This window comes from Microcoleus sp. K1-B1, from assembly GCF_036704705.1.
GTDB lineage: Bacteria > Cyanobacteriota > Cyanobacteriia > Cyanobacteriales > Microcoleaceae > Microcoleus.
Map to the genome: position 1 here is coordinate 1 of NZ_JAUBSH010000126.1, position 17,575 is coordinate 17,575.

At 45.4% G+C, this 17,575-nt stretch carries 19 protein-coding genes; 12 read left to right on the forward strand and 7 right to left on the reverse strand.

Annotation, left to right across the window (positions count from 1 at the left end; all coding sequences use genetic code 11):
* Window positions 1-166: 166 nt before the first annotated feature.
* Together QUA83_RS27900 and QUA83_RS27905 are read right to left on the reverse strand one after the other, a co-directional pair.
* Window positions 167-985 carry an FkbM family methyltransferase gene (locus QUA83_RS27900; RefSeq protein WP_333297277.1) on the reverse strand — a complete coding sequence of 273 codons (819 nt, stop codon included), beginning with the start codon at window positions 983-985 and terminating at the stop codon, window positions 167-169.
* A 413-nt stretch (window positions 986-1,398) separates the two neighbouring features.
* Entirely contained in the window at window positions 1,399-1,905 is a 507-nt protein-coding gene (locus tag QUA83_RS27905; protein ID WP_333297278.1) for a hypothetical protein, read from the reverse strand.
* Window positions 1,906-2,042: 137 nt separating this feature from the next.
* Here QUA83_RS27905 and QUA83_RS27910 point away from each other — a divergent pair, with 137 nt between their 5' ends.
* The 6 genes from QUA83_RS27910 (at window position 2,043) to QUA83_RS27935 (ending at window position 8,556) form a co-directional block, all read left to right on the forward strand.
* The gene (locus tag QUA83_RS27910) at window positions 2,043-2,285 is read left to right on the forward strand and encodes a hypothetical protein (RefSeq protein WP_333052315.1); all 243 of its coding nucleotides are present in this window, start codon (window positions 2,043-2,045) and stop codon (window positions 2,283-2,285) included.
* Between the two features lie 313 nt (window positions 2,286-2,598).
* Window positions 2,599-3,681 carry an ATP-dependent 6-phosphofructokinase gene (locus QUA83_RS27915; protein ID WP_333297280.1) on the forward strand — a complete coding sequence of 361 codons (1,083 nt, stop codon included), beginning with the start codon at window positions 2,599-2,601 and terminating at the stop codon, window positions 3,679-3,681.
* A 274-nt stretch (window positions 3,682-3,955) separates the two neighbouring features.
* Entirely contained in the window at window positions 3,956-4,390 is a 435-nt protein-coding gene (locus QUA83_RS27920) for a thioesterase family protein (protein ID WP_333297281.1), read from the forward strand.
* A gap of 88 nt (window positions 4,391-4,478) precedes the next feature.
* Window positions 4,479-6,077, forward strand: a complete 1,599-nt coding sequence (locus QUA83_RS27925) for a slr1306 family protein (protein ID WP_333297283.1) — start codon at window positions 4,479-4,481, stop codon at window positions 6,075-6,077.
* A gap of 338 nt (window positions 6,078-6,415) precedes the next feature.
* Window positions 6,416-7,900: a GTP-binding protein gene (locus tag QUA83_RS27930; RefSeq protein ID WP_333297284.1), complete on the forward strand. Its 1,485-nt coding sequence runs from the start codon at window positions 6,416-6,418 to the stop codon at window positions 7,898-7,900.
* Window positions 7,897-8,556: a type I restriction endonuclease subunit R gene (locus tag QUA83_RS27935; RefSeq protein ID WP_333297285.1), complete on the forward strand. Its 660-nt coding sequence runs from the start codon at window positions 7,897-7,899 to the stop codon at window positions 8,554-8,556. The genes QUA83_RS27930 and QUA83_RS27935 overlap by 4 nt, the downstream gene beginning before the upstream one ends.
* 139 nt (window positions 8,557-8,695) lie before the next feature.
* Here QUA83_RS27935 and QUA83_RS27940 read toward each other — a convergent pair whose 3' ends face one another.
* Together QUA83_RS27940 and QUA83_RS27945 are read right to left on the reverse strand one after the other, a co-directional pair.
* Window positions 8,696-9,385: a hypothetical protein gene (locus tag QUA83_RS27940; RefSeq protein WP_333297287.1), complete on the reverse strand. Its 690-nt coding sequence runs from the start codon at window positions 9,383-9,385 to the stop codon at window positions 8,696-8,698.
* A 136-nt stretch (window positions 9,386-9,521) separates the two neighbouring features.
* A complete protein-coding gene (locus tag QUA83_RS27945; protein WP_333297288.1) occupies window positions 9,522-10,364 on the reverse strand; it encodes a TlyA family RNA methyltransferase in 843 nt (280 codons plus the stop codon).
* A gap of 221 nt (window positions 10,365-10,585) precedes the next feature.
* Between QUA83_RS27945 and QUA83_RS27950 the strand changes: the two genes are divergently transcribed.
* Window positions 10,586-10,825: a hypothetical protein gene (locus tag QUA83_RS27950; protein ID WP_333297290.1), complete on the forward strand. Its 240-nt coding sequence runs from the start codon at window positions 10,586-10,588 to the stop codon at window positions 10,823-10,825.
* A 253-nt stretch (window positions 10,826-11,078) separates the two neighbouring features.
* Here QUA83_RS27950 and apcB read toward each other — a convergent pair whose 3' ends face one another.
* The gene (gene apcB / locus QUA83_RS27955) at window positions 11,079-11,588 is read right to left on the reverse strand and encodes an allophycocyanin subunit beta (protein WP_293258696.1); all 510 of its coding nucleotides are present in this window, start codon (window positions 11,586-11,588) and stop codon (window positions 11,079-11,081) included.
* 337 nt (window positions 11,589-11,925) lie between these two features.
* Between apcB and glnA the strand changes: the two genes are divergently transcribed.
* Window positions 11,926-13,347: a type I glutamate--ammonia ligase gene (glnA, locus tag QUA83_RS27960; RefSeq protein ID WP_333297292.1), complete on the forward strand. Its 1,422-nt coding sequence runs from the start codon at window positions 11,926-11,928 to the stop codon at window positions 13,345-13,347.
* Window positions 13,348-13,456: 109 nt separating this feature from the next.
* Here the strand turns inward: glnA and QUA83_RS27965 are convergent, their stop codons facing one another.
* Window positions 13,457-13,915 carry a hypothetical protein gene (locus tag QUA83_RS27965; protein WP_333297293.1) on the reverse strand — a complete coding sequence of 153 codons (459 nt, stop codon included), beginning with the start codon at window positions 13,913-13,915 and terminating at the stop codon, window positions 13,457-13,459.
* Between the two features lie 59 nt (window positions 13,916-13,974).
* On the opposite strand from QUA83_RS27965, the gene QUA83_RS27970 reads away from it, so the two are divergent.
* The 4 genes from QUA83_RS27970 (at window position 13,975) to QUA83_RS27985 (ending at window position 16,710) form a co-directional block, all read left to right on the forward strand.
* Window positions 13,975-14,301, forward strand: coding sequence for a hypothetical protein (locus QUA83_RS27970; protein WP_333084935.1), 327 nt, complete (start codon window positions 13,975-13,977; stop codon window positions 14,299-14,301).
* Window positions 14,298-14,531, forward strand: coding sequence for a hypothetical protein (locus QUA83_RS27975; RefSeq protein WP_006634133.1), 234 nt, complete (start codon window positions 14,298-14,300; stop codon window positions 14,529-14,531). Before QUA83_RS27970 ends, QUA83_RS27975 begins: the two co-directional genes overlap by 4 nt.
* Window positions 14,532-14,975: 444 nt before the next feature.
* Entirely contained in the window at window positions 14,976-15,872 is an 897-nt protein-coding gene (locus QUA83_RS27980; RefSeq protein WP_333297295.1) for a ferritin-like domain-containing protein, read from the forward strand.
* Window positions 15,873-16,206: 334 nt separating this feature from the next.
* On the forward strand, window positions 16,207-16,710 hold the full coding sequence (locus QUA83_RS27985; RefSeq protein WP_333297297.1) for a YbjN domain-containing protein: 504 nt from the start codon (window positions 16,207-16,209) through the stop codon (window positions 16,708-16,710).
* 98 nt (window positions 16,711-16,808) lie between these two features.
* Here QUA83_RS27985 and QUA83_RS27990 read toward each other — a convergent pair whose 3' ends face one another.
* Window positions 16,809-17,291 (reverse strand): hypothetical protein, encoded by a 483-nt coding sequence (locus QUA83_RS27990; RefSeq protein ID WP_333297300.1) that lies wholly within the window; start codon window positions 17,289-17,291, stop codon window positions 16,809-16,811.
* Window positions 17,292-17,575: the final 284 nt, after the last annotated feature.

Consider the following 17,575-nt stretch of genomic DNA (forward strand, 5'->3'; position numbering starts at 1 on the left):
TTCAGCCCAAAATTGTTTGGCTTCCAAGTTTTCACAACTGATAAAAAAATCCGACCCACATCTGCGGAATGTGGGATTTAAATTTCACGTCAACAAATAATCAAAAGCTTATGGGGCGTTGCTCCGACGCCGCCCCAAATATGCAGTTTAAATGCACAATAGCTGATTAAATGATGACATAATCTTCGCCCACAATAGCTTGACTGACCTGCGGTTCCGGCTCTACTGGGTCGCTGTAATGAGTGTCAATGTATTTGATGAAACTTTCTCGATAAGCTTTGAGATGCGAGTTAAGTGCTTCGATATCCTGTTCTCCTGTCGCGAAACCCCTCTCTCTTCTGAAGTGACCGGATTCCTTCACAAAAGCCATGTCAACTTGCCACAAAGCCTTATCAATGGGGCGATATGACAAATCAACAATATCGTAAGCTGCGAATCCTTGGGACTTCATAAAACTCATTACATCAAACATCTGACCGAATAAAGTAACTTCTACAATTACATATTCAGTCTGCTGCAAAATCTCAGTTGCGCCTGCTAAAACATCTAATTCCTGTCCGTCTACATCAACTTTAATTAAATACGGGCCTGGCAAATTTCTTTCCCTGCATATTCCATCCAGGGTAATTGCTGGTATGTTTCTCACATAAGGATCGCTGCTGTCAGTAGCGCGGTTTTCAGAAATTGAAGAATGCACCATACCGGGACTGACGTTGAGGGTGAAAACTCCCGCTTCTTTGCTCGCCGCAGCGATAATGTATTCTGCACTTTTGAGCTTGCGGCAAATTTTTGCGAGATAAGGTTCATTTTCGGCGATCGGTTCAATTAGCAAATGTCGCGAATTGGGGAAAGTTTCGTAAAGGTTAAAAGTTCCCAAGGCGGCACCGACATCAATCACAGTTTTGGGTTCAAAACCTAACTGTTTAGCCAGCAGCAAGCTGCCTGACATCGAGTTTCTCAGAATTCCTGTTTGTTGTTGGCTCACTATTTTTTCCTGATTTCAATGTGGATAAAGTTAATATTATGTCTTACAGCAGATTTATTGTATGTCCGAATAGAGAAACGAAGCAATCGCAAACCTCGGCGATTGCTTCGTTTCGGGTTGCAATGACAGAAATAGGTTCAAACTCAGATGTTGCACCATTGTCAATAAGCTTTTTAGGAACAGGCAAGATGCCTGTTCCACAATATATATAGCAATCCTTGCAGGAGTCGTAAAAAGATGTAGGGGTAGTGCTAAGAGTGCCTACCCTGCCTCATGGGGCAACCACGGGGGGTTTGCCCCTACAAGAATTACACAAATGATTTGGGATTGCTATAGTAAATTTTCTTGTGGAACAGGCTTTCCGGCCTGTTCTTGAGAATGGTGCAAGATGTGAGTTTCAATGCAACCTGCTACTATTTCGTGGATTTGGGCGCCTTGTTTTCCGGTTCGACAGATTGCAAAGCTTCGTCAAGAATGGCCCGCGCTTCTTCGGCTTTACTTCTAGCTTCTCGATAGCGGACATTAGCTTGAGCAAAGTTTTTGAGAACCTTGAAACCATCTTTCAAGCGACCAATTTCCTCGGCAGTCACAGCCTCATCTGTAAACAAAATGTCGATCGCCGCCCGGATTTTGAGTGCTTCTTCGCGGGATTCCATCACTTTCAATTTAAGAGTTGCCAAATTGCTCAAAATCTGCACGGCTTCAGTAATCGCATCCTCGCCGTCAGACGCAGCATCTTCGATATCCTTAACTTCAACAAACTGCTTGGGCCCAAATCCCTCCATGAGTTCCGTAGGCAGCTTACCCTCATCCATGAGATCCATCAGCCGATCCATCGCTTCTTCCCGGGCTTTGGCTGAATCTTTCCCCTTGACAGTTAAAATAATTTCGGGGCTTTGAGGAAGTGTATAGCGAACCATATTTTGACAGCCTGTGCGCGAAAACAATTGAATGATATTTTATCTTTATTCGATCGCCAGTTGCAGCTATCAATCTGCTCCATTACCAACCGCTTGCCAAAACTTGACACATATACACTCAAAAGGAACCCTCGACAATGAAAGATAAATTTCTTAACTTTCTCAACTTGATTTTAGTAGCTGATGTGTTTTTCGTCTTTGCCATTTTTGGGTGGTTTGTGATCGCAGTAGCGGGTCGATCGACCGGGGTGAATCTCGGTTTTGATTTGTGGTACAGTCTCTGGCAGCCCGTATTTAATCCCGCCCTGGGAATTCTTATGGGCGGTGCTATTCTCAGCGGTATAATTAACCAAGTTTCTAAACGCCTCAATCCCAAGTAAAATTGATGTTTTGTTGGAGACGGTGATTGGCCATGCTACTTTGTTGGCGATCGAACTTGTAGGGGGCGTCAGAGATGAGCCACTCAATTAGGTCGATGAAGCTTGAAAATACATAAGTAGTCAAAAACGAGTGAAACGCTCCCCAAAGGAGCGATATCTTATGAAAGCAATCACAAAAGTTATGATAGCTTTACATTCTGTTACAGAGTAAAGTTTATTTTCGCCTACCTATTTACGTCGAAAATCAGGATTGGACGATCGGCATCTAAAAATATCAACTCATGTTCTGAAGAACAAAAGTCGGGCATTAATTATGGGAGAACAAAAATGTATCGGTATCCTCACCAGCGGAGGTGACTGTGCAGGCTTAAACGCAGTTATTCGAGCCGTTGTCTACCGCGCAACGGGAACTTACAATTGGAAAGTGATGGGGATTCGTCAAGCCACCAACGGATTGATGAGTCGTCCCCCTGAAGCAATTCCCTTGGATATTGAGAAAGTAGACTCGTGGCTCACCATTGGCGGTACGATGCTAGGCACGACAAATAAGGGCGATCCTTTTGCTTTCCCGATGCCGGATGGGACTCTACGCGATCGGGCTGAGGACATTATCGAAGGCTATCATCAACTAGGTCTCGATGCCTTAATTGGCATTGGTGGCGACGGCAGTCTCGCCATTCTCAGGAAGATTGCTCAACAAGGCAATTTGAATTTAGTTGCTATTCCTAAAACTATTGATAATGATGTCGGAATTACCGAGCGTTCCATAGGTTTTGATACTGCTGTCAATATTGCGACTGAAGCACTCGATCGCTTGCATTTTACTGCGGCCAGTCACAGTCGCGTCATGATTGTTGAAGTCATGGGACGCGACGCTGGACATATTGCGATCAGTGCCGGAATTTCTGGAGGAGCTGATATAATTCTGATTCCAGAAATCCCTTACACAATTTCCAAAATCTGTGCCCAAATCCAAGAACGCCAAGACCGAGGAAAAAACTACTGTTTAATTGTAGTAGCGGAGGCAGTTCGCACTGAAGAAGGCGAGTTAATAATGCACACAAATCGCTTAGGTCAAAGTCGATTAGGGGGAATTGGTCAGTATTTAGCTGATACAATCTCTGAGTGCAGCGGTGCAGAAACTCGCGTCACTGTTTTGGGACATATTCAACGCGGAGGAACTCCTTCATCGTTAGAAAGATTAGTTGCTTCTGCTTTTGGCATCGCAGCAGTTGATTTAATTGCCGAAGAGAAATACGACTGCATGGTATCTTGGCAAAAGCGGGAAGTTGTGAGTGTTCCTCTGGAAAAGGCGATCGCCAGATACAGTCCTGTAGACTTCAATGGTACTCTGGTTAAAACGGCCCGCGGTTTGGGAATTTGTCTGGGAGACTAAACAATTACCCGTCCGATTTCTCAAAGATTTAGTCCGGGACGCACTCAGAACCAAGAAACCGGGTTTTTCAACCGAGACTGAGGGTTTTAAGCTATTGTATTGTCCTAAAAAACCAAGGTGATGACCGTCTGTGCTTCCAGGACTAAGATTAACCTGGAAGCAGTGACGTTTCAACTATTGAGTGTAACTTGCAATCAGTTCCGAGCGAGTATCGACCCAGAGTGCGATCGCACTCGGAACTACAAAATACCGCAACAAGTGGAAAGGTGAGAAATTGGCACCATTTACTGCACAAATTAGAGTGCGCCATTACGAAATGGACGCCCTCGGTCACGTAAATAATGCTGTCTACCAGCATTATTTAGAACACGCTGCGATCGAACATTTAGAACATTTGGGATTTACTCTCGATCGCTACCGGGAATTAGGCGGCGTCTTTGTAATGCGACGGATAGAGATTGACTATTTGCGATCGGCAGCCTCGGGGGATCGATTGGAGATATCCACTTGGATCGAACAAATGCGCGGCCCGCGCGCTGTCCGCCGCTACGAAATTCGCTTAGCTGGAAGTGACGAAATCTTGTTAAAAGCAGAGGCGCTTTGGGTTTGGGTTGAAGTTACCACAATGCGCCCGCGAGCAATTCCCAAACAAATAATTGATATTTTTGAAGCGCAGTTTCAAGCATTACCAACATCAAGCAAAAATTAACTATTCTGTTGGCAACATCCTGTAAAAATCTCTGGGTTTGTAGTGAGTGCTTCAGCCCTTCATTCCCCCTTTGTAGAAGTACAAAAAGTTGATTGTCGCCGGGGCCGCAAATCCCGATCGCAAAAAGTCGGATCGCCCGCCTGCCAGTTTGGATGCCGCAGAGGTACGATGGAATATAGGGAGGGAGGCCAAGCCGGCGAAGGTTAAGCTTGGTGACAATACCCACAGGAAGGAAAAAATGACACTTAACTTGCGGCGACCGATTTTAATAGGCGGAATAGGACTTTCAGCAGCGCTGTGGCTGCTGGAAACTCTACAGCATTCGGGTTCAGAAATGGGTGAAACGGCACTCATCGGCTTGGCGGCTGCCGGTGCGGGGTATTGGTGGTGGAAGCAACAATCCCCCAAACTCGAACTCGCACTCCCGCAACCCCTGGCGAACCGGGAAGCAGCCGAAAAAGCGATCGCGGCTTCCGAAGCAGCAATTAAATTGCTAGCCTCAGAAGCTCAAAACTCCGCCGATCCTGCTAATCTAACAGCAAAGCTCGATCGGCTCAGAACCGAATTAGACAGACAAGATTTGCGGATTACCGTAACTGGCGGCAAAGCTGTCGGCAAAACTGCCTTAATTCAAGTTTTAAATTCTAATTGGGCCTCTCAACACCCACAAAAGCTTAGTTTACAAGAAACAGCAGCGCTGTTTGCTAATACAAATGCCGATGCCAAAATCAACGGTGATTTAGTGCTGTTTGTAACAGCAGGCGACATCACAGATTCCGAATTTAAAACATTATCTCAACTAGCTTCTGCCGGTCAGCGCGTGCTGCTAGTCTGGAACAAACAAGACCAATATTTGCCAGAACAGCAGTCGCAGGTTTTGAACTCTTTGCAGCAGAAAATGCAAGGAATATTGGGAACAGAAGAGATAATTGCGATCGCAGCTTCTCCCAATGCTATTAAAGTGCGCCGGCACCAAGCGGACGGCACTGTTCAAGAACGGATTGAAAAGCAAGTCTCTCAACTCGACGGGCTGACGGAAAGATTGACTAAAATCTTAACTGAAGAACGGCAACAGTTGGTCTGGGCGAGTGCAGTGCGCGAGGCTGCAAGTATCAAGTTAGAGGCAAAAACCTTCTTAAATGCAGTCAGGCGCGATCGGGCAATTCCCATTATCGAACAATATCAGTACATCGCCGCCGCCACTGTGTTTGCTAATCCGGTTCCGGCCTTAGACTTGCTAGCAACAACCGCCATCAGCACCCAGCTCGTAATCGACCTCGGCGCTATCTACAAGCAACAGTTTTCCTTAGACCAAGCTAAGACAGTAGCTGGAACTTTGGCTAATCAAATGTTCAAATTGGGATTAGTAGAAATGTCTACCCAAACTATTACTGGACTGCTGAAAAGCAATGCCGTCACCTATGTAGCCGGAGGCGCGGTGCAGGGAATTAGTGCAGCATATTTTACCAGAATAGCAGGACTGAGTTTAATTGAATATTTCCAAAGTCAAGAACTGGAAAATGCTGCCAAAGGCATTTTCAGTCTCGATCAGTTGACTAAAACTTTGCAAGCAGTATTTACGCAAAATCAGCAAGTTTCCTTCTTGCAATCTTTCGTCAACCAAGTGGCGAGTCGCCTTTCATCTCAGGTATCTGGGCCCGAAACCGTTAAGTCGGCGGCCAATTAAGTAAAATAAAGGAACAGGCAAGATGCCTGTTCCACAAAAATTTTTTGTTATTGTGAAACAACAGGCAAGATGCCTGTTCCACAATAAATTTTTTGTTATTGTGAAACAACAGGCAAGATGCCTGTTCACAAAAATTTTTTGTTATTGTGGAACAACAGGCAAGATGCCTGTTCCACAATAAATTTTTTGTTATTGTGGAACGGGCATCTTGCCCGTTCAAGATTTTTTGGAAAACTCACCACTAAAAAATTATAAATTTATGAAAAATTGTATTAAAATAAGAAATAGGATTTATAATTCGACGATCAATTATACCTGCTTAGAAAAGCCGATCGCCAATGGCTGACAATTCCCTTCAAGAAAATCGCTTATCTCTTGCCCGCGCCAGTTTGCGCGAAGCCCTGGCGCGCTATTCCCACCTGCGCCAAGGGAAAAAAAACTCGAATAATACAGAATTAGAAGCGGCGCTGCAATATCAGCTAGATATCTTAACTTCCACCTCAGAAAAACTAGACCACAACATAATCCGCATTGCTACTTTCGGCCTAGTCAGCCGTGGCAAGTCAGCCGTATTAAATGCGCTTTTAGGTCACAAAATTCTGCAAACAGGCCCTCTCAACGGCGTGACTCAGTGGCCGCGTTCCGTGCGCTGGAGTGTGCCTTTATCCTTCCTTGACAACGAGGAATCCCCCCAACCCCCTCTTGGTAAGGGGGGGAAAGGAGGGGTGCAAGTAGAATTAATCGATACTCCCGGACTTGATGAAGTGGGCGGCGAAGTCCGGGGCGAAATGGCGAAACAAGTAACTCGCCAAGCTGACTTAATTCTGTTTGTCGTTGCAGGTGATATCACCCGAACTGAATATCAAGCACTGTGCGAATTGCAAACAGCTCAAAAACCGGTAATTTTAGTTTTTAATAAAATTGACCTTTATCCAGAATTAGACAGAAAAGCTATTTTCCAAAGTTTGCAAGCGCTGGCAAATTCTGAAGAGTTAGCAGCCGCTGCGGTAAAAGAGGAAACAGATAGCGAAAATTTGTCCGATCGCCCAAACAACCCATCTGATAAATCTACTGCAAAATCACCGCCTAAAATTGCCAAATCTTTAGAAATAGTCATGGTAGCCGCCGAACCAGCACCGGTGCAAGTGCGGGTGGAATGGTCCGACGGAAAAGTAACTAACGAATGGGAGTCCCCGCCCGCGCAGATAGACGAACTCAAACATAAAATTCTCACAATTCTTAACAGAGAAGGTCGATCGCTCCTCGCTCTCAATGCTTTAGTTGAAGCTAGAGATGCCGAAGCAAATATTGCCCGTCACGTTCTCAAATTGCGACAAACAGAAGCCGAAGATTTAATATGGCAATTTGCGAAATATAAAGCTTTGGCTGTCGGTTTAAATCCAGTGGCATTCTTGGATGTAATGGGAGCAAGTGTCGCAGATTTAGCCTTAATTCGCTCTTTATCCAGACTTTACGGCTTACCCATGACTGGTTACGAAGCCGGGAAACTTTGGCAGACTATTTTCTCCAGTGCTGGCGGCGTACTTTTGGGAGAATTGGGTAGCAGTTTTCTGTTGGGATTTGGCAAAAGTGCGGCGGCTGCGGCCCCGCACATCGGCTTTTCTACTTTTGCCGGAGTCGCTGTCACTCAAGCTAGTTTAGCAGCTTACGGAACCTACGCTGTCGGTCGCGCCGCCCAAGTTTATTTAGAAAAAGGCTGCACCTGGGGCCCCCTGGGACAAGATACGGTAATTCAAGAAATTCTCGCCACCATCGAGCGTAATACAATTATCGATCGCCTGCAGCAAGAGTTTAAAATATGACACAAACAACAGCCATTACTGAAATCATCCAAACTTTAGCAGATGTTGAAGCTCGATTCAATGTTACGCGAACTGAATCCGAGGGATTTTTCCCAGAATGGTATGCAGATTTACCCGAAATTACAGAAGTCGATAAAGCCGCTCTCAATTTAATTCGGCGGCGATATCTCTATCATTTAAATGATGGAAGTCTTACAGAAGGAACCGTTACGCTAATCATGGGTTCGCCTCTATTGGAACGAGCGGGTTTTTACGATCCACCTTTTAAAATGATGGCTGAAAAATCTGTGCAAATTGTTTTAGATGACGAGGATGATGAAGTAGAAACTCTCAAGGGACGGATTGATGTTTTAGTGATGCAAAATCAGTTTTGGGTGACACTCTTAGAGTCGAAGCGCACCACCATTTCAGTAATGTCTGCACTTCCCCAAACACTAGCATACATGACCGCCAATCACCGCAAGGATAGACCGAGTTTTGCTGCGATGACAAATGGCAGTGAAATTGTATTCGTCAAGCTAGACTTTCAGAATCCGCCTCAATATGACTTATCAAGAATATTTTCACCTGTTCCTCTAAGGAACGAACTTTATACGGTTCTTCAAGTTTTGATAAAAATTGGTCAATTGATATCAATTCCGGTTGCACCGGAATGATATAGAGGACACGGCAGTGCCGTGTCCCGACCGCGATTAATTGTAGGGACACGGCATTGCCGTGTCCTGATTTCGGGTAATATTAATTCCGATGCCACCGGATTCGATCTGATTCCCAATTGTTTAATCGAAAATCGTATTACCGTCTCGCGATTCTCACACCTTCCCTAAAATGAGCGATTGTTGCAATTACCGCTATAGAAAAGTAAAATATTCTAATCAGCCAAAAACAAACCCGCATTGACCAAGAAACAATAGTCGGAGCAATACCTGTGAACTGTACAAATCTGGAATTAACTTTTTTTTCAAAGCTGTCAAGGTCTTTCATCTCCGATTGTTTAGTCGGGATAACCGGAAACTGACCCGTATATACGTAATAACCGATAAAACCAGGCAATCCTACTTTTCTATTCAAAAATGAGTTAGTTAATGTTGCAGTTTGCGGAGGCGATAATTTATCGGATTCTCCTACTTTTTCCAGCCAAGAATTATATCTGATGGCTGGCGTAATCATGAACACTAAGGGAACTATAACTATCAACAAAGCTGCACTAATTTTGCGACCGTATTGAGGGTGTAGAAGCCTTGTCGCCACACCGACTCCCATACCGATAAATGCAAATATCAATATATTTAACAGTTCAATAATTTCGATGCCCCTCAACAAATCACCGATAATCAGAATTGTATATAATAATTTGTCAGCTAGTAGCAGAGCTGCCCACTTTATCAGCATGGAAACGCCTACAATAGTAGCTACAATCGCCACATACCCGATGGCACCTAGAACGTACAGTAAAATCGAACCGGCTTGTTTGAATGATTGCATGGAATTATTCACTCTTGTGAAAGTTGAGGAGTCCGATTGACAAAAAAATTTGAAATTTTAGAGCAATCTGGAGTTCCTAATTTGACTTTTAAAATAGATTAGCTTGACATCTTGAAATCAATCTAAAATCTACAATCTACAATCGATCGACAAGTTCCCGCGCCGCCGCTTTGGTGACTTGTGCGATCTGTTCCTTCACAACATCCTCTTCGATCGCCCTGTGGTCTGATTCTAGTTCGCGATCGATCCCCAACCATAAAAGATACTCGATATTACCGGCCGGGCCAAGTAAAGGCGACCACGTTAAGCCGCGTTGCTGCCATCCTAAAGCTGTGGCTGCTTTCCACACTTGAAAAATCGCATCAGCTTGAGTTGCTGAGTCTCGCACTACGCCTTTTTTCCCGACTCTCTCGCGCCCTACCTCAAACTGCGGCTTTACCAGCAACACCGCTTCTCGCGGTGGCGCCAACAATTCCCACAGCGCGGGTAAAATCTTATCCAGGGAAATAAACGACACATCTACTACCGCCAAATCTGCTGGCGCAGAGTCGCCGTAAAGCTCAGTAGCAGTCATGTACCGCAAATTGGTGCGTTCTTTCAAAATTACCCTCGGATCGTTACGCAAGCCCCAATCTGCTTGACCGTAGCCAACATCTATGCCGTAGACTAAGGCGGCGCCGGCTTGCAGCAAACAGTCGGTAAAACCGCCTGTGGAAATGCCGCCGTCGAGACAAATTCTGCCTGCAACGGGAATCGCAAAAACTTCTAAAGCTTTGGCTAATTTGTCGCCGCCTCTGGAAACATAGCGCGATCGCTCTTTGATCTGAATTTTTGCTGCAATGTCAACCTCAGTGCCCGGTTTGTCAACTACCTGTTGATTGATTGAGACTTTCCCAGTCCGAATCAAGGCCTGAGCTTGCTGTCTGGAACTGCACAAATCTAGGCTGACCAATAAAGTGTCTAGTCGCTGTTTAGCCAAGGTTTTTAATCTGTACGGATAGGGTTAAGAACAGTACCAGATTAGCACTTACGCACAAGCCCGACTGCTAATTTTTGGCAATTATGTTGGTTTTGCAATTGTCGCGGGGCGATCGCCCCACCTCAGATTATGTGACTGAGATCGCTTTGATTATGTAGTTTTATCACAGATATACCTTCATAAAATCACACAAAAATTGCGACCAATGGCAGATGATTTATATGCAGATCAAAGCGCTACAAATACCATTAGGGCGATCGACCATGAAAACAATTAACTTTCCTATCAGAAATCCGGGCAATTGTCAAGAAAATCCCCTCGCCTTCGTCAGCGGTGACATCATCCACATTCTTTACCCCAACGGCGAAGTAGAAGCAACAACCGTCGCACAAATCGATCTGGGCCAAACCAAAAATCCCCTGGACAAATGCCTCGTCTGGGGATGTGTGGACGATTTTTAGCACCAGTTTCAAACAAGAATGCAATTATAGGGAAGCTCCCAACCCTTAATTCATAAGTCATTCCCAATTACTTAAATTTTTAATCTATAATTTTTAATCTATAATTTTTAATCTGAAATCTTTAATCTAAAATTGTATAACCCATAAAAAAAGATCGCTTGGAGGCTGTGAGGCCAAAAAAAGCGATCGATCTAACTGCGGCTAACTGCCAGCCACAAGTGCAATTTGCTGCTAAAAGAACTAGCAAATTGACTTAAATATCTTGTTCGCTCAATTCGCGAATCATGTAATCAAAAGGCTGATCCAAAAAAGGCCCCACAGACAAGCCAGCAGCTTCCACCTGAGCCTTAACCATCTCCTTCATAATGCTAATCCCCATCACCGTCGGGCCAATGGGAACGCTGAGAGAATTGTAAGTTTCGCGCAAACCTTGCAGCACGCGCTCGTCGAGCACGTCGGTACTTCCAGCCACGAGGGCGTAAGTAGCATAGCGCAAGTAGTAGTCCATATCCCGCAGACAAGCCGCATAGCGACGAGTCGTGTAGGCATTTCCGCCGGGACGGATCAGTTCCGGCTGTTCAGCAAATAGCTGGATACCAGCTTGCTTGACAATTGCCGCAGCATTGCTGTTAATCGCAGCAGCCGCCTGTACCCGTGCCGTGCCCGTTGCAAAATAAGATTTCAACCGATCGATACCATCTCGGTCTAAATACCTACCAGCAACATCATAGTTTTCAATCAGGCTCGTCACTGCATCGCGCATAAGTTTCTCTCCCAAAAATCTTTATCAATACTTTGCTATCTGAGACAGACCGCCTATTGTAGACTACTACAAATCGGCGTTTGATTAAGATTTGAGATAGGATTTTCACGAAGGGTAGTCTATCCGCGGCAAACTGTCGTAAAATTCAGCCGTTTGCCTTGTATCTTCAGCCGAAAAATCCACAGGGCAAGAATTTCAAACTGCCCGGCCGCACGGGGCCCCTATTTCAAAATTTTGTAGCCATAGATACAAAATAGTGGATACTGAAGGCCTACGATCGCCCACACAGTCTGAAATCGGCCGATCGCCAAGAAACAACCAATATCAGGAGTAAGTCATGTTCCAGACACCCCAAGAAGCCTTAAACTACATAAAAGAAAATAAGATCCAGATCGTTGACCTCAAATTCATCGATATGCCGGGGATCTGGCAACACCTTTCCCTGTACCACGACCAAATCGACGAAACCGCATTCACAGACGGCGTACCCTTCGACGGTTCCAGCATTAGGGGCTGGAAAGCCATCAACGAATCAGACATGACGATGGTCATCGATCCGACCACCGCTTGGATGGACCCGTTCATGGCAGAACCGACCATCAGCTTCATTTGCAGCATCAAAGAACCTCGCACCGGCGAACCGTACAGTCGCTGTCCCCGCACCATTGCCCAAAAAGCCATAGACTACTTGCTTTCGACCGGTCTCGGCGATACAGCATTCTTTGGGCCGGAAGCAGAATTCTTCATTTTTGACGACGTTCGCTTCGACCAAACCCAAAATTCCGGCTACTATTACGTAGATTCGATCGAAGGTCGCTGGAATTCCGGCAAAGAAGAAGCAGGCGGCAACCTCGGCTACAAACCGCGTTACAAAGAAGGTTATTTCCCAGTAGCACCAACCGATACCTCTCAAGACATGAGAACGGAAATGCTGCTGACAATGGCAAAATGCGGCGTACCAATCGAAAAGCACCACCACGAAGTCGCCACCGGCGGTCAATGCGAACTCGGTTTCCGCTTTGCAACTTTAGTACAAGCCGCCGACTACTTGCTGACTTACAAATACGTCATCAAAAACGTCGGCAAAAAATACGGCAAAACCATCACCTTCATGCCCAAACCGCTGTTTAACGACAACGGTTCCGGGATGCACGTTCACCAGTCGATTTGGAAAGACGGCCAACCTCTATTTGCAGGCGATCAATATGCAGGTTTCAGTCAAATGGGACTGCATTACATCGGCGGCATTCTCAAGCACGCACCGGCACTTTTGGCAATCACCAACCCCACGACCAATTCCTACAAGCGTTTAGTTCCGGGCTTTGAAGCGCCTGTAAACTTAGCTTACTCTCAAGGGAATCGATCGGCATCAGTGCGGATTCCGTTGTCGGGAACCAACCCTAAAGCCAAGCGGTTAGAATTCCGCTGTCCCGATGCCACATCCAACCCCTATTTAGCATTTGCAGCCATGCTGTGCGCCGGCATTGACGGCATCAAGAATCAAATCGATCCGGGCGAACCTTTGGACGTGGATATCTACGACCTTTCCCCTGAAGAATTGAGCAAGATTCCTTCGACTCCCGGTTCCTTGGAAGGCGCTTTAGAAGCTTTAGAAAAAGACCACAGTTTCTTAACTGAAAGCGGCGTATTTACCGAAGACTTCATCCAAACCTGGATTTCCTACAAACTTGACAATGAAGTCAACCCGATGCGCCTGCGTCCTCACCCCTACGAGTTTGCTCTCTACTACGACTGTTAGAAAATTAATAATTAAAAATTAAAAGTTAAAAATGGTAATTATACCATTTTTAACCGATGATTTTTAATTAATAAGAACGCCGCCCTTAAAAGCGGCGTTTTTTTCGAGTTTAGAACTTCTGGATCAACGCCCAGACTCTCCCGTTCCCCGACACTATCTGGGCAACGCTGTTAGTAGTAGGGCCCATTGTAGCCTCAGAGACCTCCTCTACAGCCCATTTATTTGCTTTCTCATCAACAATAAACAAATCGTCAGCGGTAGTACCTTCCTGAACCCGATATATCTTATTCAAAATGAAACGCTGTCGCGCCTCAGCTTTTGGTATGCCCGTAACTTCATCAGGATCGATTGAGAGGGTACTGCCTTCTTTTAATGTACCTTTTGAGTTGCTTAAATTGCGATCGTCCCTTTGAGCAACTCGCACGTCATGAAGCTGCAAACCAGCCTCTGTCTCAGAGATATTTGAGACAGCAGCTAGGGCCCCACTTTTTTCCAAACCGAGAACCGCTGCAAAAGCCGTCAAAATTAGCAAAAGCTTGACATGATTCACCGTATTTATACTCCGCATATTTGTGAGATTATGCACTCATTCTAAATTAGCAATTAGCAATTAACAATGACTAAACGATGTCCGATATTTTTGTGATGATCCGCAATCAGAGTAACGTCGCCATGACTTCAGTTGACGGCATTGCGTTTGTCACTTTACTGACTCAAGAAGGACGAGTGCTGGCCGAGGAGACAGTTGACCTGTTTGAGGCCGATGTGAATTTTGATAACCTGAAGCCAGGAAAATATACTGTAGTTGTCAGGCATGAAGGCGTTGAACCTCGATCGGCAACTTGTAGTGTTACAATCACCGATGAAGATAAAGTAATCATGCTGACATTTGTTTACTTGGAGCTAGAACGGGTGCTGCTCCGCATTCAAACTTCAACCGAAGAAAGACTATGACCGTGAAAGTTACTCCGCCAAATTCAATTAAAATGTTTCGCTATCGAGTACATTTCTTAGCAAAAGACCTCTGGAGGGAAAAAAACCCGGTTTGTCGGATGAATCTGGCTTTACAGTTAGCAGATGTGGCGACAACTTTGGCTAGGTTAGAAGTAGAAGAGGCGCGAAAATTTCAACAAGAGTCTGCTAGTGGGGAAGCTTCAGACTCGACGGAAACTGAAAAGTTTTGAGTGTATGAGGTTGCTGTCTGTGATCCGCGCAACCCTTGCGTGATAGTAGTTTTAAAAAATAACGTAACTGTATAAAAGCTCCAAAACCTGATATTCATCAGTCATTTTTAATCTCAAATCTACAATCTAAAATGGTATGACTTGCAACTCAAAACTATTGTCATTGGTTGAGCTAGTAAAAAAACTGTCTGTATAAAATTGAATCTCCGGGGAGCATCTCATATTTGTAAAAATACTGATTCTGGCTCCTGACTTCTGACTCTTTCCTTCTGCCTCCTGCCTCAAAACTCCTGCCTCAAAACTTCAATTTCTAGCTTGGCTGCTTTCATTGAGATGCTCCCAAATCTCCGTACTAAACAATAACTTTCACCCTTGCGAGGTAATTGGTTGTGGAAAAAAGTGCGTTACACTTATACAAGTATCTTTACAAAACAACATAAAAGCATGACTGTTGCCTATCCCCGCAAGCTTCGCAACGCAATGGGAGCGCGCGAAATTTTAGCTAATGTAGTGCGCGATCGCGAACTGCACCTGATCACCCTCAACCGCTACCGCTACAGCGAACAGCGCAGTTGCAAAGACCTCACGGACGTGATCGAACGGCTAGACGGGGAACCGGCCGAACTCGTGCGCGACCTCTCGCGGCACATTTCCGACGAAGCGCGACACGCTATGTGGCTCACCGACTTGCTGGTAGACCTCGGCAAAAATGTGGGAACGCCGCCGGGAATCTCCTACATTGACGAATTTGAGCGCCTGCTGGACAAAGAGCAATACCGCAACCTCGATGACGGTATAATTGCAGCCTTAGCCGCAATCAATGTCACCGAAAAGCGGGGCTGCGAATACTTCTCAGCGCACATCCACGCCCTCAAACAGGCTCCCCAAACCGCAGAAAACATCAAAATCCGCGAAACCATCGAAAAGATTTTTCCCGAAGAAGCTGGTCACGTCCGCTGGGGCAACCGCTGGCTGGCCCAAATCGCCGACAAAAGCCCGGAACACCGCCAAAAGGTGGAACAGGCAAAGCGCAAGTATGTGGCGATCGAACAAGCAGCTTTTGAATCGGGAATGGATATCATGCTGGGGGCAGAACTCCGTCGCGTCACCCGCCTAGTTGATATTGCCAACACCATGCCGATGTGGGAACGTCCGCAATACCTGATGGAACGCTTGCCCGCAAGCCTGCTGGCCCCCGATCTGCAAATGACTAGAGTCGATGTCGCTCAGCGCGCCTGGAACCGCGACCCGCAGGCATTTATGGAGAAATTGGTGCCCATGTTCCTCAACGGCTTGAATACCATTGAGAAGAAGCCGGCGGCGACTAAGCCCAAGGCTTAAAAACGATCGCGAACCTGGTTGAAACCGCTCTGCAAGTCAAACTTGCGTCTGCCTCCGCAAACAAGCGAGATCTACTGGTTCCCAGGCATAGCCTCGGAACCAGTTATTTAAAGTCATAATTTGTACTCGTTACCAGGCAGATCCTGGTAACGCAGATCCAGATGCTATGCCTCAAGTTTTCGTAGTTAAGCGAGGCGGAGCCTCTGGACATCGGTTCCCAGGCAGAGCCTAGGAACAAGTTACTCTGGACGGAGCTTTAAGATTTAAAATTTACAATCTGAAGAACATAGCAAGTAAACTGATTATTGGAATAGTTTTCCATCTAAATATAATCATGACTACCAGCGAGCCGAACATACAAACAGCTTCCGCAGAAAGCCTATCGAGGGAAAGCGCGATCGCCTCCGAGCAGGTCGAAAAAGCCACAGCCGTCACCTATGCAGAAGAAATTGAAACTGTCATCGCCAGCATGGCTGTAGACCAAAAAGTGATGGTCGGTCAAAGTGAAGCTGGCGGACATCTTTGGAAGTTTAAGTACGGCAGTGTTGAAGTGTTCGTGCAACTCACGGGCGAAACCGAAGAAGATACTTTGACTGTTTGGGCTTTTGTACTGCAGTTGCCTGCGAAGAATGAAGCTCAATTAATGCGGAAACTTCTAGAAATGAATTGGCTGTCTACTTTGGAATCTCATTTTGCGATTGTTGACAATCAAGTTGCGGTAATATCGACTCGGACGATCGCCGAAATCTCGACCGGAGAAATTTCTCGTGCTATCACTATTGTCGCCACGATCGCCGATGATAATGACGATATTCTGCAAGCAGAATTCGGTCAGTAGTCATTAGGGTGCGCGACTTTTGAGCGAGCCACACTCCGCTAAATTATTGGCCGTCGCGCACCTGACATTTAAGTAGCGTGCGCGACTTTTGCGTCTATTTATTTAAAGAGAAATGGTTTTACAGATGAAGCCATACGATCTAATTCTCCTTTGTTGTGTTTGAGAAGATTATGTCCCCATAACTCATTTGTGTTGTCAGAACAATCTTTTGCAAGAGCTTCTCCAATCTCCTCAAAAGTCTTTTTGATGTCTGTCCTTAGATTCTCTGGTTCAGATAGCACTCCCAGCACGAATACTCTTGCTTCTAGATCCTCTGGAATATGACTTTTTACATAACTCAACCGATTTTCATCATCATCGAAATCAATGAGCAAAACCATCCTTCTTTGTGGTAATTGTCGCATTTCAGACGCATACTCCTTCGTGAATTCCTCCACAGTTTTTATCCAACCACCACGAAGTGGCAGGACTTTAACAGCACGGTTATTAAGGTTTTGCCCAAGAAGAAATCCGTTGGCAATCTGGCGATTAGCATCATCTTCGGCCAACACATGAATGTGCGGTTGATACTTATTACTCATAGCTCTATGTCGCCACCAATCAAGGCATTTATCAGGTCGCCTTTAACAGACATCTCACTCAGCGGTCTGACTAAAGTTGGCTCTAAGTGGCTTTTGCGATCTAATACAAAGGTATTTTCATTTGAAAACTTGCGGATTGCTTCAGGATTATGCGAGGTCACTAAGATTTGACCGCTATTTTTAAATGAGCGTCGCAGAGACATTACAAGGGTGCATCTCACTTTTGCGAATGTGTCAAAAAAGAGTTAAAATGAAAAAGCTAGTAAAATCGTCAAATAAAGATG